The organism is Archangium sp. Cb G35, assembly GCF_001896145.1.
Taxonomy (GTDB): Bacteria; Myxococcota; Myxococcia; order Myxococcales; family Myxococcaceae; genus Archangium; species Archangium violaceum.
Map to the genome: position 1 here is coordinate 524,201 of NZ_MPOI01000003.1, position 25,626 is coordinate 549,826.

General features: G+C 69.4%; 22 protein-coding genes. 15 read left to right on the forward strand and 7 right to left on the reverse strand.

The window, feature by feature from the left end; genetic code table 11:
- Positions 1–753, reverse strand: a complete 753-nt coding sequence (locus BO221_RS12460; protein ID WP_073560630.1) for a TetR/AcrR family transcriptional regulator — start codon at positions 751–753, stop codon at positions 1–3.
- Between the two features lie 333 nt (positions 754–1,086).
- Here BO221_RS12460 and BO221_RS12465 point away from each other — a divergent pair, with 333 nt between their 5' ends.
- From BO221_RS12465 to BO221_RS12480, 4 genes are read left to right on the forward strand one after another with little or no spacing between them, the layout of a single operon-like run.
- Positions 1,087–2,187 carry a hypothetical protein gene (locus BO221_RS12465; RefSeq protein ID WP_073560631.1) on the forward strand — a complete coding sequence of 367 codons (1,101 nt, stop codon included), beginning with the start codon at positions 1,087–1,089 and terminating at the stop codon, positions 2,185–2,187.
- A gap of 12 nt (positions 2,188–2,199) precedes the next feature.
- On the forward strand, positions 2,200–2,988 hold the full coding sequence (locus BO221_RS12470) for an AHH domain-containing protein (RefSeq protein WP_073560632.1): 789 nt from the start codon (positions 2,200–2,202) through the stop codon (positions 2,986–2,988).
- A 31-nt stretch (positions 2,989–3,019) separates the two neighbouring features.
- Positions 3,020–3,619: an imm11 family protein gene (locus BO221_RS12475; RefSeq protein ID WP_073560633.1), complete on the forward strand. Its 600-nt coding sequence runs from the start codon at positions 3,020–3,022 to the stop codon at positions 3,617–3,619.
- Complete coding sequence (locus BO221_RS12480) at positions 3,616–4,407, forward strand: hypothetical protein (RefSeq protein ID WP_073560634.1); 792 nt, start codon at positions 3,616–3,618, stop codon at positions 4,405–4,407. Before BO221_RS12475 ends, BO221_RS12480 begins: the two co-directional genes overlap by 4 nt.
- Positions 4,408–4,484: 77 nt before the next feature.
- On the opposite strand, the gene BO221_RS12485 is transcribed toward BO221_RS12480, so the two are convergent.
- Positions 4,485–5,177 carry a DUF2293 domain-containing protein gene (locus tag BO221_RS12485; protein ID WP_073560635.1) on the reverse strand — a complete coding sequence of 231 codons (693 nt, stop codon included), beginning with the start codon at positions 5,175–5,177 and terminating at the stop codon, positions 4,485–4,487.
- Between the two features lie 132 nt (positions 5,178–5,309).
- Here BO221_RS12485 and rnz point away from each other — a divergent pair, with 132 nt between their 5' ends.
- On the forward strand, positions 5,310–6,233 hold the full coding sequence (rnz, locus tag BO221_RS12490; protein WP_073560824.1) for a ribonuclease Z: 924 nt from the start codon (positions 5,310–5,312) through the stop codon (positions 6,231–6,233).
- A gap of 22 nt (positions 6,234–6,255) precedes the next feature.
- Here the strand turns inward: rnz and BO221_RS12495 are convergent, their stop codons facing one another.
- Positions 6,256–6,771: a hypothetical protein gene (locus tag BO221_RS12495; RefSeq protein WP_073560636.1), complete on the reverse strand. Its 516-nt coding sequence runs from the start codon at positions 6,769–6,771 to the stop codon at positions 6,256–6,258.
- Between the two features lie 181 nt (positions 6,772–6,952).
- Between BO221_RS12495 and BO221_RS12500 the strand changes: the two genes are divergently transcribed.
- A complete protein-coding gene (locus BO221_RS12500; RefSeq protein WP_073560637.1) occupies positions 6,953–7,474 on the forward strand; it encodes a YkgJ family cysteine cluster protein in 522 nt (173 codons plus the stop codon).
- A 12-nt stretch (positions 7,475–7,486) separates the two neighbouring features.
- Here the strand turns inward: BO221_RS12500 and BO221_RS12505 are convergent, their stop codons facing one another.
- Positions 7,487–8,440, reverse strand: a complete 954-nt coding sequence (locus BO221_RS12505) for an alpha/beta fold hydrolase (protein ID WP_083680978.1) — start codon at positions 8,438–8,440, stop codon at positions 7,487–7,489.
- A 129-nt stretch (positions 8,441–8,569) separates the two neighbouring features.
- On the opposite strand from BO221_RS12505, the gene BO221_RS12510 reads away from it, so the two are divergent.
- Positions 8,570–9,337, forward strand: a complete 768-nt coding sequence (locus BO221_RS12510; RefSeq protein ID WP_073560638.1) for a rhomboid family intramembrane serine protease — start codon at positions 8,570–8,572, stop codon at positions 9,335–9,337.
- 131 nt (positions 9,338–9,468) lie between these two features.
- Positions 9,469–11,199 carry a hypothetical protein gene (locus tag BO221_RS12515; RefSeq protein ID WP_073560639.1) on the forward strand — a complete coding sequence of 577 codons (1,731 nt, stop codon included), beginning with the start codon at positions 9,469–9,471 and terminating at the stop codon, positions 11,197–11,199.
- 1 nt (position 11,200) lies between these two features.
- Here BO221_RS12515 and BO221_RS12520 read toward each other — a convergent pair whose 3' ends face one another.
- The gene (locus tag BO221_RS12520; RefSeq protein WP_158079831.1) at positions 11,201–12,037 is read right to left on the reverse strand and encodes a phytochelatin synthase family protein; all 837 of its coding nucleotides are present in this window, start codon (positions 12,035–12,037) and stop codon (positions 11,201–11,203) included.
- A 124-nt stretch (positions 12,038–12,161) separates the two neighbouring features.
- Here BO221_RS12520 and BO221_RS12525 point away from each other — a divergent pair, with 124 nt between their 5' ends.
- The 4 genes from BO221_RS12525 to BO221_RS57315 all read left to right on the forward strand — a co-directional run bounded on the left by BO221_RS12525 (position 12,162) and on the right by BO221_RS57315 (position 20,049).
- Entirely contained in the window at positions 12,162–12,548 is a 387-nt protein-coding gene (locus BO221_RS12525) for a BlaI/MecI/CopY family transcriptional regulator (protein ID WP_073560640.1), read from the forward strand.
- Complete coding sequence (locus BO221_RS12530; RefSeq protein ID WP_073560641.1) at positions 12,545–14,431, forward strand: M56 family metallopeptidase; 1,887 nt, start codon at positions 12,545–12,547, stop codon at positions 14,429–14,431. Before BO221_RS12525 ends, BO221_RS12530 begins: the two co-directional genes overlap by 4 nt.
- 83 nt (positions 14,432–14,514) lie before the next feature.
- Positions 14,515–16,203 carry an amidohydrolase gene (locus tag BO221_RS12535; protein ID WP_073560642.1) on the forward strand — a complete coding sequence of 563 codons (1,689 nt, stop codon included), beginning with the start codon at positions 14,515–14,517 and terminating at the stop codon, positions 16,201–16,203.
- A 165-nt stretch (positions 16,204–16,368) separates the two neighbouring features.
- A complete protein-coding gene (locus BO221_RS57315) occupies positions 16,369–20,049 on the forward strand; it encodes a serine/threonine-protein kinase (protein WP_073560643.1) in 3,681 nt (1,226 codons plus the stop codon).
- Positions 20,050–20,089: 40 nt separating this feature from the next.
- On the opposite strand, the gene BO221_RS12545 is transcribed toward BO221_RS57315, so the two are convergent.
- Together BO221_RS12545 and BO221_RS12550 are read right to left on the reverse strand one after the other, a co-directional pair.
- Positions 20,090–20,545 (reverse strand): hypothetical protein, encoded by a 456-nt coding sequence (locus BO221_RS12545; protein WP_073560644.1) that lies wholly within the window; start codon positions 20,543–20,545, stop codon positions 20,090–20,092.
- 292 nt (positions 20,546–20,837) lie between these two features.
- Positions 20,838–22,472 carry a sigma 54-interacting transcriptional regulator gene (locus BO221_RS12550; protein ID WP_073560645.1) on the reverse strand — a complete coding sequence of 545 codons (1,635 nt, stop codon included), beginning with the start codon at positions 22,470–22,472 and terminating at the stop codon, positions 20,838–20,840.
- A 130-nt stretch (positions 22,473–22,602) separates the two neighbouring features.
- On the opposite strand from BO221_RS12550, the gene BO221_RS12555 reads away from it, so the two are divergent.
- From BO221_RS12555 to BO221_RS12565, 3 genes are all read left to right on the forward strand, one after another.
- On the forward strand, positions 22,603–23,787 hold the full coding sequence (locus BO221_RS12555; RefSeq protein ID WP_073560646.1) for a DUF6068 family protein: 1,185 nt from the start codon (positions 22,603–22,605) through the stop codon (positions 23,785–23,787).
- Positions 23,784–24,107 (forward strand): DUF4286 family protein, encoded by a 324-nt coding sequence (locus BO221_RS12560; protein WP_073560647.1) that lies wholly within the window; start codon positions 23,784–23,786, stop codon positions 24,105–24,107. Before BO221_RS12555 ends, BO221_RS12560 begins: the two co-directional genes overlap by 4 nt.
- Before the next feature lie 134 nt (positions 24,108–24,241).
- A complete protein-coding gene (locus tag BO221_RS12565; protein WP_255408453.1) occupies positions 24,242–25,609 on the forward strand; it encodes a serine hydrolase in 1,368 nt (455 codons plus the stop codon).
- Positions 25,610–25,626: the final 17 nt, after the last annotated feature.

Genomic DNA, 25,626 nt, shown 5'->3' on the forward strand with positions numbered 1-25,626 from the left:
TCATGACCTCGAGGTGCTACGGGGACGGGAAACGGCGCGGGCCTGGGGCCTGCGCGGGGAAGTCTTCTTGGGCGCGGAGGAGCCGCGCGGGGCGGTGGCGGCCTTCGGGGGCAGGCTGCCCTCGCGGATGAGCCGGTGGATGGAGCGGGCCCACGCCGCCAGGTCCGGTTTCTGCTCCATCTGGCTCATCTGCTGCGCCAGCAGCACATACGTGCCGACGATGAGCGAGCCGATGACGGTGGGAGGCACGTCCGCGCGGCTCACGCAGTCCGTCTGCATGCGCTGGAACTCCTGCGACACCCGCGACACCTCACGGTCCACCAGGCCCCACATGAGCGACTCGAACTCGGTGCCCTGGCTGCCGCGCATGAGCACGTGCACCACGTCGCGGTAGGCCCACATGAGCTCCAGCGTGCCCAGGTCCGCCTCGGTGCTCATCGCCACCAGGAGCTCGTAGCGCTCGGAGCGCTCGGCCACGTCGTGCGCCTCCAGCGGACCGTGCTCGGCGTGGAAGCGCTCCATCTCCTTGATACGCCGCTCGATGAGCAGGTTCATCGCGGAGCTGAACTCGGCCACCACCTCGCCGAAGAGGGCCTCCTTGGAGGCGGCGTGCAGATAGAAGGCGCCCTTGGAAAGGCCACAGGCTGCGGTGATGTCCTCGATGCGCGCCCCGCGCAGACCCTTCTTCACGAACTCCGCTCGCGCGGCGGCGATGAGTGCTGCACGGGCGTGTGGATCCGCGGGACGAGCCATGACGGCCGCATTACTAACCCGCCGGTCAGAAACTCCGCCAGGGGATTACTGAATCTCGGGTCAGAAACACCGCAGCACATCTTATCATTCAACAAAGCATCACTTATGAGGCTTCTGATTGCGGAGTGATTCAACGAAGGGGCGGCGCGAAGAGCAGTGGACCCGGGCTGGCGTTGCTGGACGTCATCCCCGCGGTGCCGGCCTCGTCGCCGGTGCTGTGCTGAAGTGGGAATCCTTGGCGAACCCAAGTGCTCCAAGCTCGCCAAACCTGTAGGCTCCGAGCACTCCTGTACTCGACTCGACGCCGAAGCGCTCGCTCCAAGAGAACAGACGGTGCTCGCCATCACCAGAATCGGAATGGTGTCGTCGCTGGGCCACGGCGCCGTAGCAAGCTGCGCCGCCAGCCGCGCGGGCATTCTGCGCATTTCGATGCTCGAGGAGTGCTCGGTCTGGGACAGCGAATCGGGTCGTAGCGAGCCGGCGCGCGGGCACGTGGTTCCGTGGGTGGCAGGGGGCTTCGTCGATCTCGGGAAGCGCGTTGCGCTCGCGGCGGAGGCCCTGAGTGAACTCAACCCAGAGAAGTCCTTGGCAGACAGCGCCCGCAGCGCGTTCTACCTCGCGACCTCCAATGATTTTCACCGCCAACTTCTCGAGCAACAAGGGCTGTTGCCAGCCGAATACGCAGACCGACGAGCAGGTTACACTCAACAACTACTCCCTACCCTGTTCAAGGCCGTTGGCCTCAAGTCTCCGCCCAGGATCCAGCACGTCCGGTTCGGCGAGGCTGGTTTCATCCAGATACTGCAAGAGGCCACCCGGCAGCTCGAGTCCGGAGCGGTCGATCGCTGCATCATCGGAGGAGTGGACAGCTTCGTGGAACCCCAGGTCACCTGGGCACTCAACTCACTGCGTCTCCTGAAGACTCCCTCGAACCCGGTGGGCGTTCTTCCGGGCGAAGCCGCGGCCTTCGCCGTCCTCGAGCCACTCAGTGCCGCGGCCCGCCGGGGAGCACACATCGAGGCACTGCTCGAGGCCCCCACCCTCCAAGCCGAGCCCTTTCACCGTCGCGCAGGCAAACCACCGCTGGGACGCGCGCTCACTCAATGCATCCTCGCGACCCTGGAGACCCTGGAGGATCGCGGCGCTCACACGGGGCTCGTGATTGGGGCTCTCAATGGAGACGCCTACCGGGCCCAGGACTGGGGCTACGCCCTCGTCCAACTCCGGCGCCTGCAGGGACTGCCGGAGTGGTATCCCGCAGCGAGCTTCGGAGAGCTTGGCGCCGCATCAGGGCCCGTCGGGCTCTGCATGGCCATCCGCGGCTTCGCACGCGGCTACAGCAAGACCGACAACGTCCTCGTCTGGACCCTTGGGGATGATGGAAGCCGGGGCTCCTTCTACCTTCGCTCACCGAAGACACTCACGTCCCGCTAGGGAGGCAGCACCATGACCAGCAAGCACATCGAGCTCGTCAAGACAAAGGAGCACAAGGAGCAGGATGGCTGTGTTGCCAAGCACGAGCCCAACTTCGATTCTCCGACCTATCCCAAGTGTGCCTATCGAGTCCTCGGCTACGAAGCCCGGAAGGAGTCGGTCAAGGGCCTGGTCCCGCCCGCCACAAAAGAGTCGCTCTATGAATTGGACTTTACCCAGGAGGAGCACCGAGCACGCCTGCCCAAGGACGGAATGGAATGGGTCAAGCAAACCGGCCGTCAATCCAAGGTGGACAAGGAACTCGGAACCAAGCGGAGGATGTATCAGAACTCAGATCCTCGCGCCAATGACAACAAAGCCTGGCACTTCATCGGCGACAACTACAAGGTCTGGCACAAACCGTTCGGACATGAGTACCACCACATCATGCCCGAGGAAGCCCTTTCCGAGCGCCTGGAAACCCATGAAGCAGAGTTGTTGATGGCGGCCGGCTACAACATGAATGCTGGCAAGAACATCATCATCCTGCCCACCACGAGGGATGTGGCCTACGCGCTGATGCTTCCGAGGCACAAGGGAGCGCACAGGTCATACAACCAGGAGTGCATGGCCATCATCAACAGCAACAAGCGGGACATCGAGGAGATGAATCCCGAGCACGGCATCACCCCGGACACCGTTGGGGGGCTCAAGGACAAACTGGAGACCTGGCAGGAGAACGAGTTCGCTGTCCTGGTCGTGAAGGGAAGACTCGCCGCCGCCCAGGGCATGTCCACCCAGGTCAACTCGATGTACAAGTAGAAGTCACCTCCGCACTCGCAAGAATCCATCCATGCCTGCTGATACGCACACGTATTTCCTCCTGCGATGGGAGGTCCTAGACGGGTACTGCGCCATCTTCGACTTCGCCGATGGCATGAAGCAGACCTTCAAACCCGCCACCGGTGTACGCATGGGCGATGCCTATCCCCAAGGGGCCCGCTTCAAGATGGCCAAGGAGGAGCGCGGACTGAAGATCGCGGACGTCATCCCAAATGCTGTCGGATACTTCATGGTGTCCGCGAAAATGAAGGAACTGCTGGAGAAGCACTCGGGAGCGGAGATCGAGTTCCTCCGCTTCACGCTCTTGAACCACCGTGGAAAGGTGGCCAGCGAGGATTGCTACATCGCGAACGTCATCGGGACCCGCGACTGCGTGGACCAGGAGAAGAGCGATGGAGACCGCAATGCCCTGATGCCCCATCGCTTCATGTACGTGCGACACCTCGTCCTGGCGGAGGACAAGGTCGACCCTCAAGCACGCCTGTTCCGCACGACCACGGTGCCGCAGGTGATGATCATCCGCGATGACCTCAAGGAGCTCCTCGAGAAGGAGGGCATCACCGGCCCCACTTTCCATCCCATGGGTTCCAATGTGGCCTTCACGCCATGAGCCACGACTACGTCGACGTTGCCCGGTATAACCAGACCCTGGTCCTCGGCAGCGTCTTGCAGTCACTCTCCCAGCCGGGAGCGGCACGGGCAGAGCACTTCCTGACCGCGGCCGTGTGCTACCGCGTCCTCGGCGTGTGCGTGCTCCTCCAGGAGGCCAACGTGGAGGGCTTCGCCGCGCATCTGGCCAAGGCAGGTCAGGCCCGCCTCTCCTTGCTGGAACATGCATCCCGTGCCCAGTTCCCCCGCGCTCCTGAGGACATCCTGGCCAGCGACAACGTGGGCTTCAGCGATGCGCTGGCGGCCGGAGACCTGAAGTTGGCCCGTGCCATTGCCCTGCTCTCTCCGCAATTGCACGCCACGGGGCTGGAGTACGAGGAGGACTTCCTGTTCTCCCGCTTCCTCCACCTGTGGGCCGGCGAGCCCCGGAACGAAAAAGACGTGAGACTCCTGATGGAGCGCTGGGAACAGGTCGTCGATACAGGTGCTGACCTACGCCTGGACGTCTGCCAGTCTTTGTACACCCGGAATGCCGGCCGGCTCGCGGACTCCATCCAGGCGCTCATCGAGGAGCGCAAGCATGAGTTGCACGCCTATCGCAAGCAACTCGACTTCGATCCGGAGGTCGCGGCGACGACCGGGAAGATCTACATCGACGGGCTCGCCCTCCTCCGGCTCGCCGAGGTGGAGGGGATGTCGTCCTTGCCCGCCTATGAACTGCTCCCGACTCTCGCGCGGGTGCCCCACGGTACGCCATTGCCGAAGGAAGGCTCGTGGCGAACAGCCTGAGTCACCGGATTTCCCGGATTCGCTGAACACTCGAGGCAGAACAACTGTTCCGTCGTGACCGCCGGGTGGATGCCAGACTACGGGGAGGGCGCGCCGAGCCGTCCCAGGGCGGTGCACAGGGGGCACGCGGCCGGAGCATGGGACACGTCGCGGCGGTGGAGGTCCAGCACCGCCCGGGACACCTCGGCCAGTTCGCGGCGCACCTCGCGGCGGGCGCCCTTCACCCGGGCGATCTTCAGGTTGTCGTAGGCCGTCGTCTGGTGGCGCATCCAGGCGATGACCGCGGCCTCGGCGCGGCGCTCGATGGGAATGCGCTCGGTCCGGGCCACCGTGCCGCTCCCCACCGGGGTGGCATGGGCCGATACCGCCACGGCCAGCTTCTTCGCCTGCGCGGTGAAGGCGGGCGCGAAGGCCAGGAAGCGCAGCACCGTGTTGGCGAAGTCCACCTCGTACTCGGCCTGCTCGCGCTCACGGCGGCGCACATCCGCCTCCCGCTTCTTCGCATAGGCCGGGGTGGCGCGCTCGCTCTCCAGGACCGCCCGGGCGGCGGTGATGTGGGCCTCGGGCGCCCAGACCCCCTGGGAGAAGATTTTCCGGCCCTTCTTCTCCACCACCGTCCAGCTGGGACCGGCGGCCTTCACCCGGCGGGTGAGTCCCGCATCACCCGGGGGTAGCAGGGCCCAGCCCGGGGGGACGGAGAGGATGGAGCCGTCGGCCGCGCGCACGCGGCGCGGGTCGCTCGTGGGGGAGACGGTGAGGGAGTCGCTCATGTCGGACGCTGGCGCCTATACCGCATGCCGAGTCAGAGGGGGAAGCACCACCGCGTCAACCTCTGCTAGATGGGGCATGTCGCCAGCGCTCGGTCGCGGGCGGGAGGGTCTTCACCCATGGGCAGCGCCGGCATGTCCATTCTCAGGCTTACCTTCCTCGGCACCTCGGCCGCTCAGCCGACGTTGCACCGCAACCTCTCCGGGCTCGCGGTGAAGGCGGACTCGGATCTGCTCCTCTTCGACTGTGGCGAGGGCAGCCAGCGGCAGATGGTCCGCTTCGGCACCGGCTTCACCGTGGATGCCGTCTTCTTCACCCACTTCCACGCCGACCACTACCTGGGAATCATCGGCTTCCTCCGGACCCTGGGAATGATGGGCCGGGAGACGCCCGTGCTGCTCTACGGTCCTCCCCCGGCGCGGCGGCTGCTGAACCAGGCGGTGCACCTGGGCGTGGAGCAGCTGTCCTTCAACGTGGAGTTCCACGAGCTGCGCGACGGCGACAAGGTGGAGCGGCGCGGCTACAGCGTGCAGGCCGTGGCGGTGGACCATCGCATCAACGCGCTCGGCTACGTGCTGCAGGAGGACGAGCGCCCGGGCAAGTTCAACCTGGAGAAGGCCCGGGCCATGGGGATTCCCTCGGGGCCCATCTACGGCCAGCTCCAGCGCGGCGAGACGGTGACGCTGCCAGACGGCCGCACCATCCGCCCCGATGAGGTGGTGGGCGACACGCGGCCCGGGCGGCGGCTCGTCATCTCCGGCGACACCCGGCCCTGCCAGTCCCTGGTGCGCGCGGCCAAGGACGCGGACCTGCTCATCCACGAGTCCACCTTCTCCGACGACGAGCAGACGCGCGCGCAGGAGACGCGGCACTCGACGGCTCGCGAGGCGGCCCAGGTGGCACGGGACGCGGGCGCGAAGCGGCTCATCCTCACGCACCTGTCCAGCCGCCATGACACCGACCCCTCGCGGCTGCTCTCCCAGGCGCGCGAGGAGTACAAGGGGCCCGTCGAGGTCGCCTACGACGGGCTCACCGTGGAGCTGCCCCTGCGCGACTGAGCGCGGCGGGGGCGGCCCCTTCCTACTTGATGGAGCTCTCGGCCTCCGCGCGCAGCGCCTTGGCCGCGTCGGGGTCGATGCGCTGCAGCAGCTCCCACTCCATCTCCGTGTCCCGCACCAGGTTGGTGGTGTCCGTGCCGAGGTTCTGGCGCTGGCCGGACCGCGAGTCCACCGGACCCGGGCCGGACTCCACGCGGTTCTGCTTGAAGATCTCCACCTTGCACATGGCCGGGCTCGGCTGCTTGCCGCGCACCAGGTAGCGCACGTAGTTGGTGCCCAGCGTCGAGGGCGCGCCCACCATGTGCCAGTCGGTGGCGATCTCGAATGCACCCGGGGCCTCGCGCAGCGGCAGCTCCTTCTCCTTCAACAGCATCCGCACCTGAGGCCACACCTCGGCGATGGGCTTGCGGTACACGTACTGGCCCGCCTTGTCCTGGATATAGGCCTCGCGGCGGCTGGCCGCGCATCCGGTGGCGAGCGTGGTGACGGCGAGCAGCACCAACGACAGGGACCACGGCGAGCGCATGGACGGCTTCATTCGGTTCTCCCCCACGGGTTGATGAGGAGTCGATTTGAAGCACGGCCCCTCCCCGGCGCCAAGCCGCCTCGGGGGCAACACGGCTCCGAGCCAACCATCCAACTGGCCTGAAACACAGCAGCTCGCCTGGAACCCACCCGGGGAACCGCGAGGGCCCGGCGCCCGGGTACACTCCCCGCCCATGAAGGACGGGCCCCTCCGCCGTGTCATCAAACGGCTCGCACTGGTGCGCTACACCCTCGACCTGGGTTTCACACGGCTGGTGCTGCGGGCCCGGGGAGAGCCGCGCTACCGGCTCAAGGGCTCCTGCAACGGCTGCGGCCGGTGCTGCGAAACGCCCGTCATCCCCGTGAGCCGGCCGGTGTTCTTCCTGCGCTCGCTGCGCTGGCTCACGCTGACGTGGCACCGCGCCGTCAACGGCTTCGAATTCGTGAGCGACGACCGGCGCCTCAAGCTCTTCGTCTTCCGCTGCACGCACTACGATCCGGTGACGAAGCAGTGTGACTCCTACGACAGCCGGCCGGGCATGTGCCGGGACTACCCGCGCAACCTCGTCTACGAGGCGCTGCCGGAGTTCTTCCCCGAGTGCGGCTACTCGGCCTCGTACAAGAAGGGCGAGCAGATGAGGCAGGCCCTGCTGAAGGCCCACCTCCCGCCGGAGAAGTACGCGGAGCTGGTGCGCAAGCTCCACCTCGACGAGTGACGCCGGGGCCCGTCACGCCGGGGGCCGAGGCTCCTCATGGGCCCGCGGCTCCTGGTGCCAGCGCGCCTCCTCGTCCGTCATGGGCCGCCCCGCGGAGAAGTGCTCGATGAGAAGCGCCGCCACCTTCTCCGGGGCCTCCATCGGCACGAAGTGGCCCTCCTCGGGCAGGTAGTGCACCGCGGGCTTCCGCTCGAAGTACGGCTCCAACCCCCGCGTGAGCTGCTTGCGCAGGGCGGCGTCCCGCTCGCCCCAGATGAGCAGGAAGGGCGCGCGGATGCGTGGGTAGGGCCTCGACTCGAGCAGGCGGCGCGGGTCCAGGGAGCGGCGGAACGCCACGCGGTAGTAGTCGATGGCCGCGCGCGCCGCCTCGCGGCTGGAGAAGTTCGCCTCGTACTCCGCCAGCCGTCCCGGGGGCACGCGCGAGGGGTCCACCATCTCCCGCCGCAACATGCGCGACACCAGGGCGCCCCCCCGCGCGGAGAGCAGGAGCTCGGGCAGGAAGGGCAACTGGAAGAAGAAGATGTACCAGGAGCGCACCAGCTGCCCGGGCTTCCAGATCTCGCGGGTCATCCGCTCCGGATGGGGGGCGTTGACCACGGCCAGCCGCTCCACCACCTCCGGGTGCATGGCGGCCACGTGGTAGGCGATGGCCCCGCCCCAGTCGTGGCCCACGAGGTACACGGGCCTGTCCGGTTGCAGATGCCTCGCCAGCTGGACGACATCGCCCGCCAGCGTGTCGAGGTCATAACCGTCCGCGGGCCGGTCCGTGCCGCCATAGCCGCGCAGGTCCGGCGCCACGGCGCGGAAGCCCGCCTCGGCCAGCCGGGGCAGCACGTCACGCCAGCTCTCGGACAGCTCGGGGAAACCATGGAGCAGGAGCACCAGCGGCCCATCGGCGGGGCCCGCCTCCAACACCTGCATGCGCAGACCCGGCAAAGAAACGAGGCGAGGGGTGATGGGATTCATGGGGCACAGAGCTAGGGTCGTCCCCTCTCGTGAGGAAGCGGCCTCGGGGCGGGGACGTCAGGCGCCGTACAGGCCCGAAGCGCTCCCCCCTCCCCCACCGCTCCACCGTGGACATCTTGGAGCCGCCCGATGATTCCCCTCAGCGACGACAACCCCACACTCCGCACTCCGGTGGTCACATACCTGCTGCTCGCGGTCATCGGCGCCACCTGGGTGCTCGTGCAGGGGGCCGGCCTGAACACGCTGGCCCTGGTCTCCAGCGTGTGCAACCTCGGGCTCGTCCCGGGGGAGCTCACCGGGCAGGCCCCGCGGGGCTTCCGGGTTCCCCTGGGGCCGGGCCTCGCCTGCGTGGTGGACAACGACCCCATCAACCGATTCACCCCCATCACCTCCATGTTCCTCCACGGAGGCTGGGGCCACCTGGTGGGCAACTGCCTCTTCTTCTGGGTGTTCGGCAACAACGTCGAGGACAGCATGGGCCGGCTGCGCTTCCTCGTCTTCTACCTGGTCTGCGGCCTGGCGGCGGCGGCGGCGCAGGTGGTGGTGGACCCCTCCTCCCCCATCCCCATGGTGGGAGCCTCGGGAGCCATCTCCGGCATCATGGGGGCCTACCTCATCCTCTACCCGCGCGTGCGGGTGAACATGCTCTTCATCTTCTTCATCATCTTCCGCATCATCCCCCTGCCCGCCTGGGCGGTGCTGCTGTGGTGGTTCGGCCTGCAGGTCCTCACCGGCCTGCCCCAGCTCAACCGGCTCCAGGCCGAGGGCGGTGTCGCCGTGTGGGCCCACGTGGGTGGCTTCGTCGCGGGGGTGGTGCTGGTGAAGCTCTTCGAGAATCATGCGCTCACCGCGCAGCGCAGCCGGTGGCGGCATCGGCTCCATCCGGACCATCCGTGAAGCAAGCGGGCGTCGCGGGAGAAGCGGCGCCGGGAACAGCGGAAGCAGGACGGCGGTTCGCGTGCGCGTCAGGGGCACGCGGTTTGCTCAGTGACTCGGGTAGGGCTTTGAATCCGTGAGGGCGTGGCACCATGCGTTGGGGGAGGCAGTTCCGGTCTTGCATTCCGCGGCACCCGGCGTTCGCGCTGGGGCTGCTGGCCATGTTGCTGGTGGACTCGCCCCGGGGCGCATCCGCACAGTCCGAGACGGATCCTTTGATTACAAACGGTCCCCAGGCCCTCACACTGCGTGTGCCTCCCCTGCAGACGGTGAACGAGGAGGAGGTGCTGCGCGTCACGGTGCAGGTGGAGGGCGCTCAGGGCGCTACCCGTATCTTCGTGGACGGGCTGCCGCCGGGAGCGCAGTGGGACGAGGCCGCTCGCACGCTCACCTTCCGGCCGGACTTCATCCAGGGTGGGTGGCGTCACGAGGTGAGGTTCACCGCCCAGGACAGCCGGGCCACGGCGCAGACGCAGATGACGATCGCCGTGCGCGACACCGTGCGCCCGCCCGAGCCGCGCATCCTCCAGAGCGAGGAGTTGCCCGGCACGCTGCGCCTGACGCTGGAGCAGCCCACGGACGCGTGGCTGGACAGTCCCGGGTACGCCGGGCGGACCTTCGCCGCGGTGGTGTCGGTGCCGCTGGCGGCCTCGGCCGGTTACCCCATGCCGGTGACGGTGCGGCTGCACGGCGTGGGCAACTGGCCCCCGCCCACCCAGGTGTCCCCGGATCGCTTCGTCATCGAGCCGAGTGACCCGAACCTCACGTACTGGTGGGGCTACTCCGAGAGCCTGCCCCGGAGCCAGACGCTTGCGGGGGCGGTGCCGCCGTACACCGCGCGCCGGGTGCTGGCGCTGCTGGAGTGGGTGCTGCGCAGCTACCCGGGAGCCGACCCCGAGCGCGTCTTCGTGGAGGGAGACTCCATGGGCGGCGCGGGCGCGCTGGCGCTCGGCCTGCTGGAGTCACGGCACTTCGCGGGGGTGTTCGCCCGGCACGCGCAGCCGGTGGCGCGGGCCCACCGTCCCTGGCGGCTGGCGCAGCTCTCCTCGCTGTGGGGCATGCCCGAGGAGGAGGTGCCGGACGCGGACGGCATTGGCGTCTGGAGCCGCCTGGACCTGACGCGCGCCCTGCGCGACGAGTCCGGGGCACGCTCGCAATTCCTCTTCCTGGAGCACGGCAAGGACGATCCCATCATCCACTTCGGCTCCGTGGTGGGGCCCAGCAGCCTCACCGGCGACTCCTTCTACGGGATGCTGCAGTCCCAGCACATCGGCCACGTCGCCGTCTGGGACGAGGGCGGCCACGTGGAGGCGGACCCCTGGCTGGGCCCGCGCTGGTGGACCCGGGGCTGGAACCCGCGCTCGGACGCGCAGACGTTGCTGCGGCGCGACCTGGCCTTCCCGGCCTTCAGCCGCTCCACGTGGGACGGCAACCCGGGCACGGCCGGCAACGGGCGCCAGCCCTGGCGCAACGACTCCGGCTACGCGGGAGACCCGAAGGTGGCCGGAGACACGGGCTGGGATGGAGACGTGGCGGGCATGCTCAACCGCTCGCTGCGCTGGGACACCCTCCAGCTCGTGGACACGCACGGGCGCTTCGTCCTGCCGCTGCGCGCGGTGATCGGCCCGGGCGTCACCGACTCGCCCATGGTGGACGTGACGCCCCGGCGCATGCAGCGCTTCCGGTGCCTGCCCGGCGAGCGCATCCGCTGGACCTTCGGCACGGCCAGCGGCACCGTCACCGCCGCCTCGGATGGCTCCATCACCGTGCCCCGCCTGCGCCTGGGCGCGGACTGGGTGCCGCTGGTGCTCGAGCGCACCTGAGCTACTTCGTGCCGCTGGCCTGGGCCGCGGGGCCCTCCTTCACCAGGAGGTAGCCGCGGTTCTCCACGCTGTCCGGCGTGCGCATGGCCTGGATGAGCGCGTCCGCCTTCGCCCACACCCACTGCTGGCCATTGGGGTTGACGTCCAGGACGAGGAACGAGTCCGACGCCTGGTCATACGCGCCCAGCGGCGAGATGTGGCCCCCGCCCTTCTGGCCCAGCACCGGCCGCGCGTAGTTGATGATGACGTAGTCGTTGGCCGTCTTCAGGTTCTCCTTCAGCTCGGCCTTGATGGTGGCGTCCGGCAACGTGCCGTCCGCGACGCGCAACCGCACGTCCAGGCCCTTGGCCGCGAGCATCCCGTGGAGCTGGCGCAGTTGGATGCCACCGTCCCGCTTCTCGCCCTCGGCCCGCGGCTTGCCGAACACCTGCTCGCGGCTCTTCACCTGCGAGGAGGCCTCGTCGAAGAAGTTGTTCTGCGTGTAGCGCTGGAAGAGCGGCTCGAAGCCAGCGGGCAGCAGTGCCCGGTCCTTCTCCCCGAGCAGGGTGGGATCCAACGGCCTGGCAATGGCCGCGTTGTCCACGCGTAGGGCGTTGAGCACGATGGCCGCGGAGGCGGGGCCGCAGAAGGCCTTGTTCGTCTGGCTCTCGAACTGGTTGGCCAGATGGAAGAAGTCCACCTTGTGCTTGCTGCGCTCCAGACGCTTGATGGACTCGGGCTCGGTGAAGGACACGAGCGCCGCCGGAGCCGCGGGGGCCTCCCTGGCCAGGGCGGTGAGCGGCGACACGAGGGCGATGCCTCCGCCGAGGAGCAGCAGCGAGCTACGGAGCGTCTTCATGGTGCCCGCAGCTTGCCACGGGCCTCCACCAGGAAAGAACACTCGCCCCAAGCCGGCTTGACTACAGCCGTAGTCACCGCTACCTTGCTTCTTGACGACACTTGTAGTCACGCGGGTGAGGGGCATGAAGAAGCCGGTAGGAGACCAGGAGCTGGTGGTGCTGCGCTGGGTTGCGGAGCACGGGCCCGCCACCGTGGGCGAGGTGGCGGAGAAGTTCGGCGAGCCGCAGGGGCTGGCGCGCTCCACCATCCTCACGGTGATGGAGCGGCTGCGCGTGAAGGGGCACCTCACGCGGCGCAAGGTGGAGGGCGTCTACCAGTACAGCTCGAGCGTGCCGCTGGCGGAGCTGCTGCGCGGCGTGGTGGGGGACTTCGTGCAGAAGTCGCTGGCGGGCTCGCTCTCGCCCTTCGCCACGTGGCTGTCCCAGGCCGACGAGGTCAGTGACGAGGAGTTGCGGCAACTGGAAGAGGCCGTGGCCCGGCTCAAGTCGAAGAAGGAGGGGGAAGAATGAGCGCCCTGGACATGCACGTGGTGATGGAGCACGGGCCGGGTGTGCTGCGCACGCTGTGGCAGGTGACGTGGCAGGGGGCGCTCTGCGCGTTGGCCGTGTGGGGCCTCACGCGGCTGCTGCCGAGAATGCCCGCGTCCGTGCGCACCACGCTGTGGTGGTTCGTGGCCCTCAAGTGCCTGGTGGGCCTGTGCGCCCCCGGCCCGGTGCGCCTGCCCCTGCTGCCCGCGCCCGAGGCGTCCGTGGCCGTCGTGCGGACGGCGGCCCCGGCCGTGCCCCTCGGCGAGCCCATGCCGGTGGTGCGCACCCCGGAGCCCACGGAGACGCGCACGGACTGGCGCCCTCTGCTGCTGATGAGCGCCCTGGTGGTGTGGCTCGGAGGCATCGCCTGGCAAGGCCGCGAGCTGCTGCGAGGGCTCGTGCAGCTGCGCCACATCCGGCGGGAGGCCCGTCCCCTGGAGGATGCCTCGCTGCACCAGGCGGCGGAGGTGCTCGGGCGCGAGCTGGGCCTCCAGCGCGTCCCCCGGCTGCTCGTCTCCGAGCATGCGCCGAGCCCACTCGCGATCGGCCTCCTTCGCCCCGAGGTCATCCTCCCGCGCCGCGCGCTGGAAACCCTGTCTCCGCAGGAGCAGCGCATGGCGCTGGCGCACGAGCTCGCCCACGTGAAGCGTGGAGACCTGTGGCTCGGCTGGGTGCCGGCGCTCGCGCAGGTGGCGCTCTTCTTCCATCCGCTCGTGCGGCGCGCGTGCCAGGAGTACGCGCTCGCCCGCGAGGAGGCCTGTGATGCCGCCGCGCTCCAGGCCACCGGGGCCGGGCCCCGTGAGTACGGACGTCTTCTCCTCGTCTTTGGTGTCGCCCGCGCTCCGGCTGCCGCGGCGGCACCTGGTGCCTCGTCACACCTCGCAGCCCTGAAACGGAGGATCGCCATGCTGGAACACGCTGGAATCGACTCGAAGCACCGTTCTCGTTGGCTTCACTGGACCCTGGGAGGCCTCGCCCTGGTGGCGCTCGTGCCCTTCCAGGTGGTGGCCCGCGAAGCGCCCACCGCCCCGCCCACCGCGCCCCGGCTCGCCCTCGCGGCGCCTCCGGTCCCGCCCAAGCCTCCCGTGCCCCCGAGCGTGACGGTGGCTCACGAGGAAATGGACGACGACATGTTCGCCTATGTCCTCCTGCGTCCGGGCAACGACGCGTCGATGGCCGGCTCGACGAGAGATCTGCGGAGGGCGCGCTCGCTCGCGGGCAATGGGCCCCTGCCCGTCCTCTACATGCGCCAGGACGAGCAGGAGTACCTCATCCGGGACGCGGCGACGCTGAAGTCCTTCGAGAGCACCTTCGCGCCCGTGGAGGAGATCGGCAAGAAGCAGGGCGAGCTTGGCGAGAAGATGTCCGAGATCGGCGAGAAGATGTCCGAGCTCGGCGGGAAGATGGGCGAGCTCGGCGGCAAGCAGGGCGAGGTGGGCGGGAGGATGGGTGAGCTCGGCGGCAAGCAGGGTGTGCTCGGCTCGAAGATGGGGGAGATCGCACGGAAGCAGGCGGAGCTCGACCGCGCGCAGGACCGCTACGAGCAGGAGCACGGCAAGGAGTCCCCGGAGCTCGCCCAGCAGCTGGCGCAACTGGAGCTCGAGGAGAAAGCCCTCGACAAGCAGATGGATGAGATTGGCCGGCAGATGGACGAGATCGGCCGCGAGATGGACAAGTACAGCGCCCCCATGGATGAGCTGGGCCGTGAGATGGAGAAGTACAGCGCGCCCATGAATGAGCTGGGCCAGCAGATGGAAGTGCTCGGCGAGCAGATGGAGAAGGCCCACCGCGAGGCCCAGACCCAGGCGCGGGCCCTGCTCGATGACGCGGTGCGGAAGGGCACCGCCGAGCCCGTGAAGCGCTAGTTCCACGCATTCCCACTGGCGCGTGAGTGCGCCAGAGTGCGCCGCCACCGACCCCGGCAACCGGGGCGTCCGAAAGGTGTGCGATGCACGGTATGAAGTCTCTCCTCGGCGCGGTGCTCCTCGTCGTGTGCGCGGCTGGTTGTGCCAGGCGTGCTCCCGAGGCGCCACAACCCCCCTCTTCTTCCACCACCACCGTGTATGTCGCGCGGCGCGTGCGGACGCTCGATGCGGAGCGGCCCATGGCCGAAGCACTCTCCGTGCGCGCGGGGAAGGTGCTCGCGGTGGGCACCCGGGACGAGGTGCTCGCCGCGTCGGGAGCGGACGCGCGCGTGGTGGAGCTGGGAGAGGCCACGGTGGTGCCCGGCCTGACGGACGCGCACGGGCACCTCGCGGGGCTCGGCGCGGGCCTGGCCGGGGTGCAACTGGAGGGCACGGCCACGCGGGACGAGGTGCTGTCTCGCGTGGCCTCCGCTCCCGCCACCGCCTGGCAGGGGGATTGGCTGATCGGCCGCGGGTGGGATCAGAACGACTGGCCGGAGAAGAGCTTCCCCGGCCGGGCGGAGCTGGACGCGAAGCTGCCGAAGACGCCCGTGGCGCTCGAGCGCATCGACGGCCACGCGCTCTGGGTGAATGGCGAGGCCCTGCGGCGCGCGAAGATTACGAAGGACACACCGGACCCGGCGGGAGGCCGCATCCTGCGCGACGCGAACGGTGAGCCCACGGGCATCCTCGTGGACAACGCGATGGACCTGGTGAACGCGGTGCTGCCGTCCGCCACGGAGGCGCAGCACGAGGCGCGGCTCGCCGCGGCGCTCGCGCGCTGTGCCGAGGTGGGGCTGACGAGCGTGCACGACGCGGGCATGGACCTGCGCACCTTCCGGCTGCTGCAGCGCTGGGACAAGGAGGGCCGGCTGCCCGTGCGGGTCTACGTGATGGCGGATGGCCAGGGAGCGGACCGCGAGACGTACCTGCGCGAGGGCCCCTTCCAGGGCCGGATGCTGACGCTGCGCGCGGTGAAGCTGAGCCTGGACGGGGCGCTGGGGAGCCGGGGCGCGGCGCTGCACGCGCCGTACAGCGACGAGCCCTCCCACCGGGGGCTCCTGCTGCTCTCGCCCGAGGAGTACGAGGCGCGGGTGAAGGCCTTCATGGAGCGCGGTTTCCAGGTGGCCACGCACGCGATTGGAGACCGGGCGAACACGCTGGTGCTGGAGACGCTGCTGCGCCAGGCGGAGGCCACGGGGACGGGCCACCTGCGGCACCGGGTGGAGCACGCGCAGATCATGCGGCTGGAGGACATCGTCCGGATGGGGAAGAGCGGCTTCGTGGCGAGCATGCAGCCCACGCACGCGACGAGCGACATGCCGTGGGCGGAGACGCGCGTGGGACCCGAGCGCATCCAGGGCGCGTACGCGTGGCGCAAGTTGAAGGAGGCGGGGACACTGCTGGCGTTCGGCAGTGACTTCCCGGTGGAGCGTCCGGACGTGCTGCTGGGGCTGTACGCGGCGCGCACGCGGCAGGACGCCGAGGGCCAGCCCCTCAACGGGTGGTACCCCATCCAGCGGCTGAGCGGCGAGGAGGCCCTGGAGGGCTTCACGGTGGGCGCGGCCCAGGCGGCGTTCGCGGAAAACGAGCGGGGCCGGCTCAAGCCGGGCATGGACGCGGACTTCGTGGCGCTCTCGGTGGATCCGGTCGAGGCGCCCCCGGCGCAGCTGCTCACCGCCCAGGTGAAGCTCACCGTGGTGGCCGGCGCCGAGGTCCACCCGGCCCGCTGAACCCCCCATCTCGACGTGTCGAGGAGGGTTCTCGACGCGTCGAAGCGCACCGGACGGAGCACCTCCCCGGAGTACCGGGTCCTGGCGTACCCCTTGCTGGGGCCCGGGGTACTCACCTGCCTGAAGGGAGGCTATAAAGTGCGCACTCATCCCCGGGGGATTGACTTGAGCGACGCGTTCGACTCGGAGCTGCGCATGGCCGTGGCCGAGGGCCTGCTCTCCCGGGAGGAGGCGGAGGCCCTGCGCGAGGAAGCGCTCCGCCTGAAGCGTGATCCGTTGGAGCTGCTCGTGGAGCGGGGGCGTCTCTCCGAGGACTCCCTCGTGTCGCTGCGCAAGGAGTCGCAGGAGCAGGCCCGGACTCCGATGACGCCGGCGGATGACACCATCACGGTGCGGCCTCCCTCGAGCGAGGTCTCCTCTCCGCAGGCCACGGTCTTTCCGGTGCCCGGCTGGGAGCGCTACCAGTTCATGCGCCTGCTCGGCCAGGGTGGAATGGGCCGGGTCTTCCTCGCGCATGATCCCCGTCTGCGCCGGGACGTCGCCCTGAAGTTCGTCCGCGACGACGACCCCGACGCCGCGCGCCGCTTCGTCTTCGAGGCCCGGGCCCAGGCGCGCGTGGTACACGAGCGCGTGTGTCAGGTGTACGAGGTCGGCGAGGTCCAGGGGAACCCCTTCATCGCCATGCAGTACATCGACGGGCAGCCGCTGAACCAGCTCTCCAAGGAGCTCTCCCCCGAGCAGAAGGCGATGGTGCTCCGGGACGCCGCCGAGGGCGTGCACGCGGCCCACCGCGTCGGCCTCATCCACCGGGACCTCAAGCCCTCCAACATCATGGTGGAGCGCACCCAGGACGGCAGCCTCAAGTGCTACGTCATGGACTTCGGTCTGGCGCGCGACTGGAAGGAGGGGATGACGGCCTCGGGCTCGGTGCTGGGCACGCCCCACTACATGGCGCCCGAGCAGGCCCGGGGCGAGGTGACGCGGCTGGACCGGCGCGCGGACGTCTACAGCCTGGGCGCCACGCTCTATCACCTGCTGACCGGCACCTATCCCATCCACGGCAGCAACCACCTGGAGGTGCTCAGCAACATCCCCCTCGTGGAGCCCCGGCCGCCTCGCGTGCTCGACAAGGACATCCCGGCGGACCTGGAGGCCATCGTCCTCAAGTGCCTGGAGAAGGAGCGCTCGGGCCGCTACGACTCGGCGCGCGCCCTGGCCGAGGACCTGGACCGGTTCCTCAATGGCGAGCCGGTCCACGCACGCCCCGCCGGGCTCTGGTACCGCCTGCGCAAGAAGGCCCGCAGGCACCGGGCCGCCGTGCTCACGGGCTCGGTGGCGCTCGCCGTGGTGGCGCTCGCCCTGGGTGATGCCCTCTTGAGCCGTCGCGAGAGCGCCCGGCGCGAGGAGCTGGCCAGCCGCTACACCGCCTGGGTGAAGGACATCGAGAACTACGTGCTCCATGCCCATCTCTCGCCGCCGCGCGACACCCTCCGGGACCGGAAGCGGCTGCGCGAGAAGATGAGCCAGTTGGAATCCTGGATGCGCGAGGCCGGCGAACCAGGCCAGGGGCCCGGCCACTACGCCCTGGGGCGGGGCCACCTCGCGCTCGGGGACAAGGCGAAGGCCCGCGAGCACCTGGAGGCCGCATGGAACCTGGGCTACCGCGGGCCCGAGGTGGACTACGCCCTGGCCCTCGTCCTGGGGCAGCTCCACCAGGAGCGAAGCCTGGAGCTGGAGCGCGAATACCGGCAACGTCTCGGCAAGGAGCCGGAGCCCGGTGAGCTCACCCCGGACGAATGGCTCAGGACACGCCGGCAGGAGCTCGAGCAGCGGTTGCGCGAGCCAGCGCTCCAGAAACTCCAGGGGCTCAGGGGTCTGGATGATTCCGTACCGCCCGGCTACGTGGGGGCACTCATCGCCTGGCACGAAGGCCGCCTCGAGGACGCCCTGCACCACCTGAAAGCACTGGGTGACGGCCCTCCCGGGTTCTACGCGGCCCCCAGACTGCGCGGAGACATCTACCGGACGTTGGCCTCCCGGCACTGGAAGCTGGGTGGATATGACCAGGCCCGGGCCGCATTCGCCGAAGGCCGCCTCGCCTATGTCCAGGCCGCGGAGATCGGCCGCAGTGATGCCGGCCTCCATCTCGCCAGGGCGCAGCTCGAGCGCGACTGGCTGGAGATGGAGCTCTCCAGCCACGGCAAGGATCTCGAGTCCCTGTACGAGCAGGGCCGCCAGGCGGTGTCACGCGCCATCCAGGTCGCGCCCGACCGCGCCTACGAGTCCAAGCTCCTGGAGGCACGCTTCCACCTGCTCCTCGCCAGCGACCCGAACCTCCCATGGCAGGAAGCGCGGCGGCTCCTGGACCAGGCACTCGGGACCATCGAGGCCGCCAGCATGCTCGAGCCCGGGAGGCCGGAGGCGAGGCTCGAGCTGGGGTGGGTGCTCTGGCAGGTGTCCAAGAGCCTCTACGACCACAAGGAGGATCCACGCGGGAAACTCCGCGAGGCCATCCAGGCCATCGAGCGCATGGCGCCCGAGCACCAGGACCCCGCGTTCCACATGCTGCGCGGCCGTATCTACAAGACCTGGGCGGACCACGAGTATCAGGCGTCACCGGGCGGAGACGCCCCCACCCTCGCGAGCAAGGCCATCGAGGCCTTCGACACGGCCTTCAAGATGGACCCGAGCCAGATGAGCGCGAGGGTCAGTCTCGCCACCGCGTATTACAGGCGTGCCGTGAGCCGCCACTGCGTGGATCCGCGGGGAGACCTGGAGCAGGCCAGGCGGATCCTCGAGGAAGCACGGACCGTGAATCCCCATTACGCCGTGCTCTACTACCATGAGGCGCTCGTCCACTGGACGCTGGCGTCGAGGCTCAGGAAGAGCGGAGGAGATCCCCGGCCCGAGTATCACGCGTCCCGCGAGCTGTTCCGGCAGGGCGGTGACATCAACCCCGAATCCCCCCTCTACCGCTACAACGAGGGCCAGGCCCTGACCGAGCTGGCCCGGGAAGAAATGGAGCGTGGAGGAGATCCCCGCCGCCTGTTCGAGGAGGCCGAGGCGCTTCTCGGACGGGCCGTCGTGACCCATCCGCGGCACTACTTCTCCCGCAGCAGCCTGGGCGTCCTACGGGCCCTGCACGCGGAGTACCTGAGACTCCAGGGCAAGAACCCGGAACCGAGCGTGCGCGCGGCCGAGAAGGTCTTGCTGGAAGCCTCCAGGATGGAGCCGAAGCGCCACCTCCCCTGGGCCAACCTGGCCTGGCTCCGCTCCACCCAGGCGGCGTTCGAGTTGGAGCACGAGGGCAACCCGGAGCAGAGCCTGACCCAGGGTCTGAAGGAAATCGACACGGCCCTCGGGCTCAACGCCCATGACGGCTACGTCGCGTTGCAGCACGGCAGGCTCCTGGAGGCCCAGGCCCTCTCCAGGGCACGGCGGGAAAAGGCCCAGGACAAGGACTTCCAGCTCGCCCGGGACGTCCTGCGTACGGCGCTCGGCTCCGAACCCGAGAACCAGGAGCTGCGGCGGGCCCTCGGTCACCTCTATTGGGAGTGGGCCGCCTGGACGCAGGTGCGCGGTGGCGATTCCAGCCAGCTCCAGGCCGAGGGACTCGCGTTGGCCGAGAAGCTGTTGTCCGAGCGCCCCGAGTGGCAAGACGTCCAGGTGCTGCGTGCGTTCTTCGTGCTCGCGGCGAAGGACTCCGCATCGCCCGAGCAGCAGCGGCGCGCGCTCCAGGCCTGGGAGGAGCTCAACCAGACGCTGAAGAAGAATCCCCACCTCCAGCGCAAGTGGGAGCGCCACCTCCAGAGCACGCGAAAACGCGTGCCCACGTCCTGGCATTGACTCCACCAGGACCGGCACGCGTCTCCGCTCACTGCTTGGACTACGCCAGCCCCCAGGCATGCGTGAGGCAGGGACACCACACGGAGCCCGACAGGGACGCCGCCCCCTCCCGGGGGACCACCGGCACGAGGCCCGGCGGGCACTCCTTCTCATGGCCGTTCTCGTCCACGCACATCAGGCCCATCGCCCCGGTGGACTCCTCCTGCTTGAGCAGCACGCGCATGTTGAGGCGCTCGAGGCAGGGGCAGTGGCCCGGAGCCTGGGAGGCCGCTCCCTCCACGGAGAAGACCGGCGCGAGCGTGGGGCACTCCTTCTCATTGCCGTTCTCGTCCACGCACGGAGGAAGCATCGACGCGATGGGGTCCTGCGCCTTGAACACCACGCGCACCTTGAACCGCTCGAAGCACGGACAGTTGTCCGGAATCTTGAAGGCCGCCTCCTTCCTGGCCTCACGCCGATGATTGCCACCTCTCTTCGTCATCTCTTGCTGCGACATGGTTTCCCCCTCCAGGAGTCAAACCGGGCTGAGACTCGAAACCTCCGAGGTCCGGAAGGAGCCACCCCCCCCGTGCTGCCCGGTTCCTCCCGGCCTCGGATGCCGCCAGCCTAGAGCAACGGGCGTGCCGCCCCGCCCGAGGCGCCAAGGCCGGTTTTTCCGGCCGGGCTCTCTCGAATACGGGGGGGCACGGAGGCGCTCGACATGTCGAGCAGCGTCGGGTGAAGACGCGCGGCGTGGGCTCGACACGTCGGCGGCGCCCTCGAATCCCGGGGGCGCGGGAGTTACCAGACTACGCGCCGAGCCCCAGCTCCTTGATCTCCTTGATGCGGCGGCGCAGCGCCTGCTTGGAGACCTCCAGGCTCGGCACCATGGCGTCCAGGTCACCCTTGCACTCGTGGTAGCAGCGGATGATCTCCTCCACCGAGAGGTCTCCCGCCGTGCGGATGTTGTACTTGCGGAGGAGGTCGTAGATGGAGGGCCGGGGGATGCCCAGCTGGTCCGCGACCTTCTTCAAGTCCCATGAGTTCGTGCGCAGCGCCGCGCGCATTTCCTGCTCGGAGATGTCCGCGGGCCTGCGGCGGGGCGCACCCGCCGGCTCGGCCGCGGCCTTCGGCGCGGGCGTGGCCTGGGGATCCACCTCCACGGGCAGACGCAGGGGCCGCCCGAGAGGAGTCGCCGCCGGGCCCAGCTCCTTGTCGAGCTGGGGATCCACGCGCAGTTGCGGCTGGCCGCGGTTGGCGATGACGAGCTGGCGGGTCACATTGCGCAGCTGGCGGATGTTGCCGGACCAGGAGTGGCGCACGAGCCGGGCCGCCAGCGACGCCGGCAGCCACGGCTCGGCGTAGGGGTCCTCGGGCTCCAGGCGCCAGGCCTCACCGAGCTCCGCCAGCGCCTCGCGAGCGAAGTGGAAGAAGATCAGACCGATGTCCTCGCGGCGCTCGCGCAGCGGCGGCAGGCGGATGTTGTAGTTGGCCAGCCGGTGCATCAGCGGCTCCTTGAAGCGCCCCTGGCTGATCTGCTCCTCCAGGTTGGCATCCGTCGCGGCCACGATGCGCACGTTCGTTGGGACGATGACGTCCGATCCCACGGGAGACACCTCCTCCGCATCCAGCGCGCGCAGCAGCTTCACCTGCAGCTCCGGGAGCGCCTCGCCCACCTCGTCGAGGAACAGGGTGCCGCCATGGGCCCTGCGGAAGAGGCCCTCGCGCTCCTGGGCGCCCGTGAAGGCCCCCCTCTTCGTGCCGAAGAAATCCGCCTCCGCCAGCTCCTTGTTGATGGCCCCCAGGTTCACACTGATGAAGCGTGCGTCCCGGCGGCGGCTGTGCTGGTGGATGGCCCGCGCCACCAGCTCCTTGCCCGTGCCCGTCTCGCCGCGGATGAGCACCGACACGTTCAGGTCCGCCACCTGGGAGATGTGCCGGCGCACCCGCCGGATGGCCGGGCTCTGCCCCACCATTCCCAGTGTGTCCTGGGCGTCCCCCGTGTCGGGCTCCGTCAGGTGCAACAACAACACCACGCGATCGGCGAGCTCGAGGGGGATGCCCGCGGCCAGTTCCTCGGGGCCGAATTCCCGGCCGCCCCGGATGAGCTCGCCCGCCACCACCTGGGTGCCACCCTCCTCGACGAACAGCCGCACCCGGCCCCCTTCGCCGGGAGCGAAGATGATGGGCTTGCGGCTCAGGTGGGGGTCCGCCAGGGGCGCGCCCTGTGTCTGGCCGGGCCGGACGAAGTCCGGTGCCCTCCGGGAGAGCTCGACGTTCTTGCCGGCGAGCAGCTCTCCCAGCAGGAGCCGCTCGCCCACCCGCTGGGTGGAGGGATGGGAGATGAGGGTCAGCGTCGGAACGAGCCGAACGGCCCGCTCGCCAGCGCTCCGTTTCGGCAGAGAGACCGTACTGACATCATCATCCAGCAGCGCTTCAGGCATGGCCTGCAAATGTACACTGCCGCTGCTTTCCGCCGAGGGCCCCGGATGGGTCAACGTCTGAAGCCCACCACCCCCCTCCGTGGGTGGTTGGAGCCCCCGGGAAATCCACTCCCGGTGTATCAAGCCACACATGCCCATGCGCCACCCTCCCCTTCCCCTGGCCGCCGCGATGCTGGGCGCGGCCCTGACCTTCTTCCCCGGCTGCGAGAGCACGAAGTCGAGCGGCCCTTCTCCTTCCGACACGCAGGCCCGGAGCCCCTCCCCCGCGAAGAGCGACACCGCCTCCTGGCAGCGCGCCCGCGTGGGAGACCGCGTTTCCTACGCCTTCTCCGCCAGCCATGGCTCCGGCGGCACCGCGCGCCCCCTGACGGGCCAGGTGGCCGTGGAGGTGGTGGCCGTGCAACAGCCCTGGGTGTGGCTGCGCGTGTCCTTCACCGGCGAGGCCGGCCTGCCCCTGGCACGGACGAGGCTGTCGAAGGATCTGCTCGTCCCCGTGCGCGCGGACACCACGCGCACGCTGGACGTGCCCCAGCAGGGCCAGGCCACTGCGGAGAACGCCTCCGCCGCCGGCCGCACCTGGGAGGCCATGCGCTACGTGAGCGATCTGCGCCCCGCGGACGGCCCCCTGCGCACCAACGTGTACGCCGTCCAGCCGGGCCCGCTCTACCTCACGCGCGGCCTGCTCGAGGCGAACACCACGCTGTCCGGCTTCGGCGCCACGGGCAGCTACCAGCTCCGGGTGCTCGAGGTGCGCGAGGGCGCGGCCGGAGCCACCGCCACGCCGCCCGTGCTGGAGAGGCCCCTGGGCCCCGGCGCGTACTATGACCGGCGCGTGGAAGTGGGCCCCTCGCCCAGCGTGCAGCGCGTGTGCTTCGCCGCCGAGCGAGGCTTCCTCCTGCGCGCCGAGGCCCCCGTCGACGCCAACGTCCCTCCCTGCTCCGACTTCTCCCAGGCCGAGCCGCGGCCCCTCGAGGAGGCACTGCTGAACCTGCCCATGGACGTGCTGAACACCGGGGAGTGGCCTCCCACCGGGGCCGCCGCGACGGCCACCCGTGGCGCCTTCACCGTGGAGGAGCACGACGTGCCCGCCCTCACCGTGCAGCGCACCTCGAATGAGGAGGGCACGCAGCGCGTCTACTCGGAGACGTACGCGGCCGACCCCTGGGCCCCCACGCTGACGGGCCTGCCCTACGAGGCGCGCTTCCAGACGCTCACCGAGAGCACCGAGCGGGTGGGCGCGGGCGGCAAACGCGAGCTCGAGGGCAGCACGCGGCTCGTCCGTTGGGGTACCTGGCTCCCCGGAGGTCAGAAATGAAAACGGCCCTCTACTCCGTCACCATCGAGGTCGCCCCCGGCTCCGAGGAGGCGTGGAACCGCTGGCACGAGGACATCCACGTCCCCGAGGTGCTGCGCCAACCCGGATTCCTGCGCTGCCGCAAGTGGAAGGACACCGCCAAGGCCGCGGACGGCTGGGTGCGCTACGTGTGCCACTTCGAGCTGACGAGCCTGGAAGCCGTGGAGCACTACGTGGCCAGCGACGCCGCGAAGCACCTGCGCGCCGAGTCGGACAAGCACTTCGGCTACGTGACGCGGCCCTCGCGCGCCGTGCTCACCGAGGTGGCCAGCTTCGGGTGAAGTGAACGGGCCGGGGAGCCACGGCGGACATTGAACGCTCGCCCGGCCCTCCGTAGTGTCGGCGGACCCTCGCACAGGAGCGCCGCCTGCACCCCTCTTCCCTCCTTCTGAAGCTCTCGGCTGTCCTGCTGCTGGTGGGGCTCGCCTCGGCCCGCCCCGCCACCGCCGCCGCACAGGGCCCGGTCCTCAAGCGGATCGACTCGTTCGTGCGGGAAGAGATGGAACGGCAGAAGGTGCCCGGTGTCGCCCTCGGCATCGTGCACCGCGGAAAGGCCGTGCTGGCCAAGGGGTACGGCTTCGCCAACCTCGAGCACCGGGTTCCGGTGGGCCCCGATACCATCTTCCAGTCCGGCTCGCTGGGTAAACAGTTCACCGCCGCGGCGGTGATGCTGCAGGTGGAGGCGGGCAGGCTCTCGCTGGCGGACACCCTGACGAAGTTCTTCCCCGAGGCGCCCGCCTCGTGGGGTGCCATCACCGTGCGCCACCTGCTGACGCACACCTCCGGCCTCGCCGATCTCGAGGGCCTGCTCGACCCGCGCAAGGACTACACCGATGAGGACTTCGCACGCTTCTGCTACGCCCTGCCCATCGAGTTCCCTCCCGGCTCGCGCTGGAACTACAGCAACACCGGCTATGTGCTGCTGGGCATCATCGTGAACCGGGTGGCCGGCACCTTCTATGGCAACGTCCTCCGCGACCAGGTCTTCAAGCCCGCCGGCATGACGACGGCGCGAGGCATCAGCGAGGAGGACCTGGTTCCCCACCGCGCGGCCGGCTACCGCCTGGTGAAGGGGGAGGTGAAGAACCAGGAATGGGTCTCGCCGTCGCTCAACACCACGGGGGACGGTGCGCTCTACTTCTCCGTGAAGGACATGATCGCCTGGGATGAGGCGGTCCAGGCCCGGGCCCTCCTCACCCCGGAGAGCTGGCGGGAAATCCTCACGCCCGTGAAGCTCTCCAGCGGCGCCACCTTTCCATATGGCTTCGGGTGGATGTTGGACGAGCGCGGTGGCAAACCGCTGCACCACCACTCCGGGGGATGGCAGGGCTTCTCGACGCACTACTCCCGCTTCCTCGGGGAGGGCCTCTCCATCATCGTGCTGACCAACTCCGCACAGGCGAGGCCCTCGCGCTTCGTGGACGGCATCGCCGCGCTGATGAGCCCCGCGCTCGCCGTGCCGGTCCCCGCGCCCATCGCGGACACCGAGCCCCAGGTCACCACGAAGCTGGCGGCGCTGCTCGAGCAGGTGCGGAGCGAAGGGCTCCAGGAGGCCCACTTCGCGTACGCGCCCAGCGGGTTCTTCCCGGAACGCGCCAAGGCCTATCAGGAGCAACTGAGCGCGCTGGGACCCGCGGGGAAGCTGGTGCTGGTCCAGCGGCGCACCCTGGGGGATGAGCGGCTCTACACGTACGAGGTGCCCTTTGGGACCCGGACCTACGTCTACACCGTGGGGCTGGCCCCGGACGATCGGCTGACGATCTTCCTGCTGCGGCCGAAGTGAGCATTCCCACCCACGAA

Coding starts and splice junctions, on each gene's coding strand:
- BO221_RS12460 (WP_073560630.1), bottom strand. CDS start 753: ATGGCTCGTCCCGCGGATCCACACGCCCGTGCAGCACTCATCGCCGCC.
- BO221_RS12470 (WP_073560632.1), top strand. CDS start 2,200: ATGACCAGCAAGCACATCGAGCTCGTCAAGACAAAGGAGCACAAGGAG.
- BO221_RS12475 (WP_073560633.1), top strand. CDS start 3,020: ATGCCTGCTGATACGCACACGTATTTCCTCCTGCGATGGGAGGTCCTA.
- BO221_RS12480 (WP_073560634.1), top strand. CDS start 3,616: ATGAGCCACGACTACGTCGACGTTGCCCGGTATAACCAGACCCTGGTC.
- BO221_RS12485 (WP_073560635.1), bottom strand. CDS start 5,177: ATGAGCGACTCCCTCACCGTCTCCCCCACGAGCGACCCGCGCCGCGTG.
- rnz (WP_073560824.1), top strand. CDS start 5,310: ATGTCCATTCTCAGGCTTACCTTCCTCGGCACCTCGGCCGCTCAGCCG.
- BO221_RS12495 (WP_073560636.1), bottom strand. CDS start 6,771: ATGAAGCCGTCCATGCGCTCGCCGTGGTCCCTGTCGTTGGTGCTGCTC.
- BO221_RS12500 (WP_073560637.1), top strand. CDS start 6,953: ATGAAGGACGGGCCCCTCCGCCGTGTCATCAAACGGCTCGCACTGGTG.
- BO221_RS12505 (WP_083680978.1), bottom strand. CDS start 8,440: ATGAATCCCATCACCCCTCGCCTCGTTTCTTTGCCGGGTCTGCGCATG.
- BO221_RS12510 (WP_073560638.1), top strand. CDS start 8,570: ATGATTCCCCTCAGCGACGACAACCCCACACTCCGCACTCCGGTGGTC.
- BO221_RS12515 (WP_073560639.1), top strand. CDS start 9,469: ATGCGTTGGGGGAGGCAGTTCCGGTCTTGCATTCCGCGGCACCCGGCG.
- BO221_RS12520 (WP_158079831.1), bottom strand. CDS start 12,037: ATGAAGACGCTCCGTAGCTCGCTGCTGCTCCTCGGCGGAGGCATCGCC.
- BO221_RS12525 (WP_073560640.1), top strand. CDS start 12,162: ATGAAGAAGCCGGTAGGAGACCAGGAGCTGGTGGTGCTGCGCTGGGTT.
- BO221_RS12530 (WP_073560641.1), top strand. CDS start 12,545: ATGAGCGCCCTGGACATGCACGTGGTGATGGAGCACGGGCCGGGTGTG.
- BO221_RS12535 (WP_073560642.1), top strand. CDS start 14,515: ATGCACGGTATGAAGTCTCTCCTCGGCGCGGTGCTCCTCGTCGTGTGC.
- BO221_RS12545 (WP_073560644.1), bottom strand. CDS start 20,545: ATGTCGCAGCAAGAGATGACGAAGAGAGGTGGCAATCATCGGCGTGAG.
- BO221_RS12550 (WP_073560645.1), bottom strand. CDS start 22,472: ATGCCTGAAGCGCTGCTGGATGATGATGTCAGTACGGTCTCTCTGCCG.
- BO221_RS12555 (WP_073560646.1), top strand. CDS start 22,603: ATGCCCATGCGCCACCCTCCCCTTCCCCTGGCCGCCGCGATGCTGGGC.
- BO221_RS12560 (WP_073560647.1), top strand. CDS start 23,784: ATGAAAACGGCCCTCTACTCCGTCACCATCGAGGTCGCCCCCGGCTCC.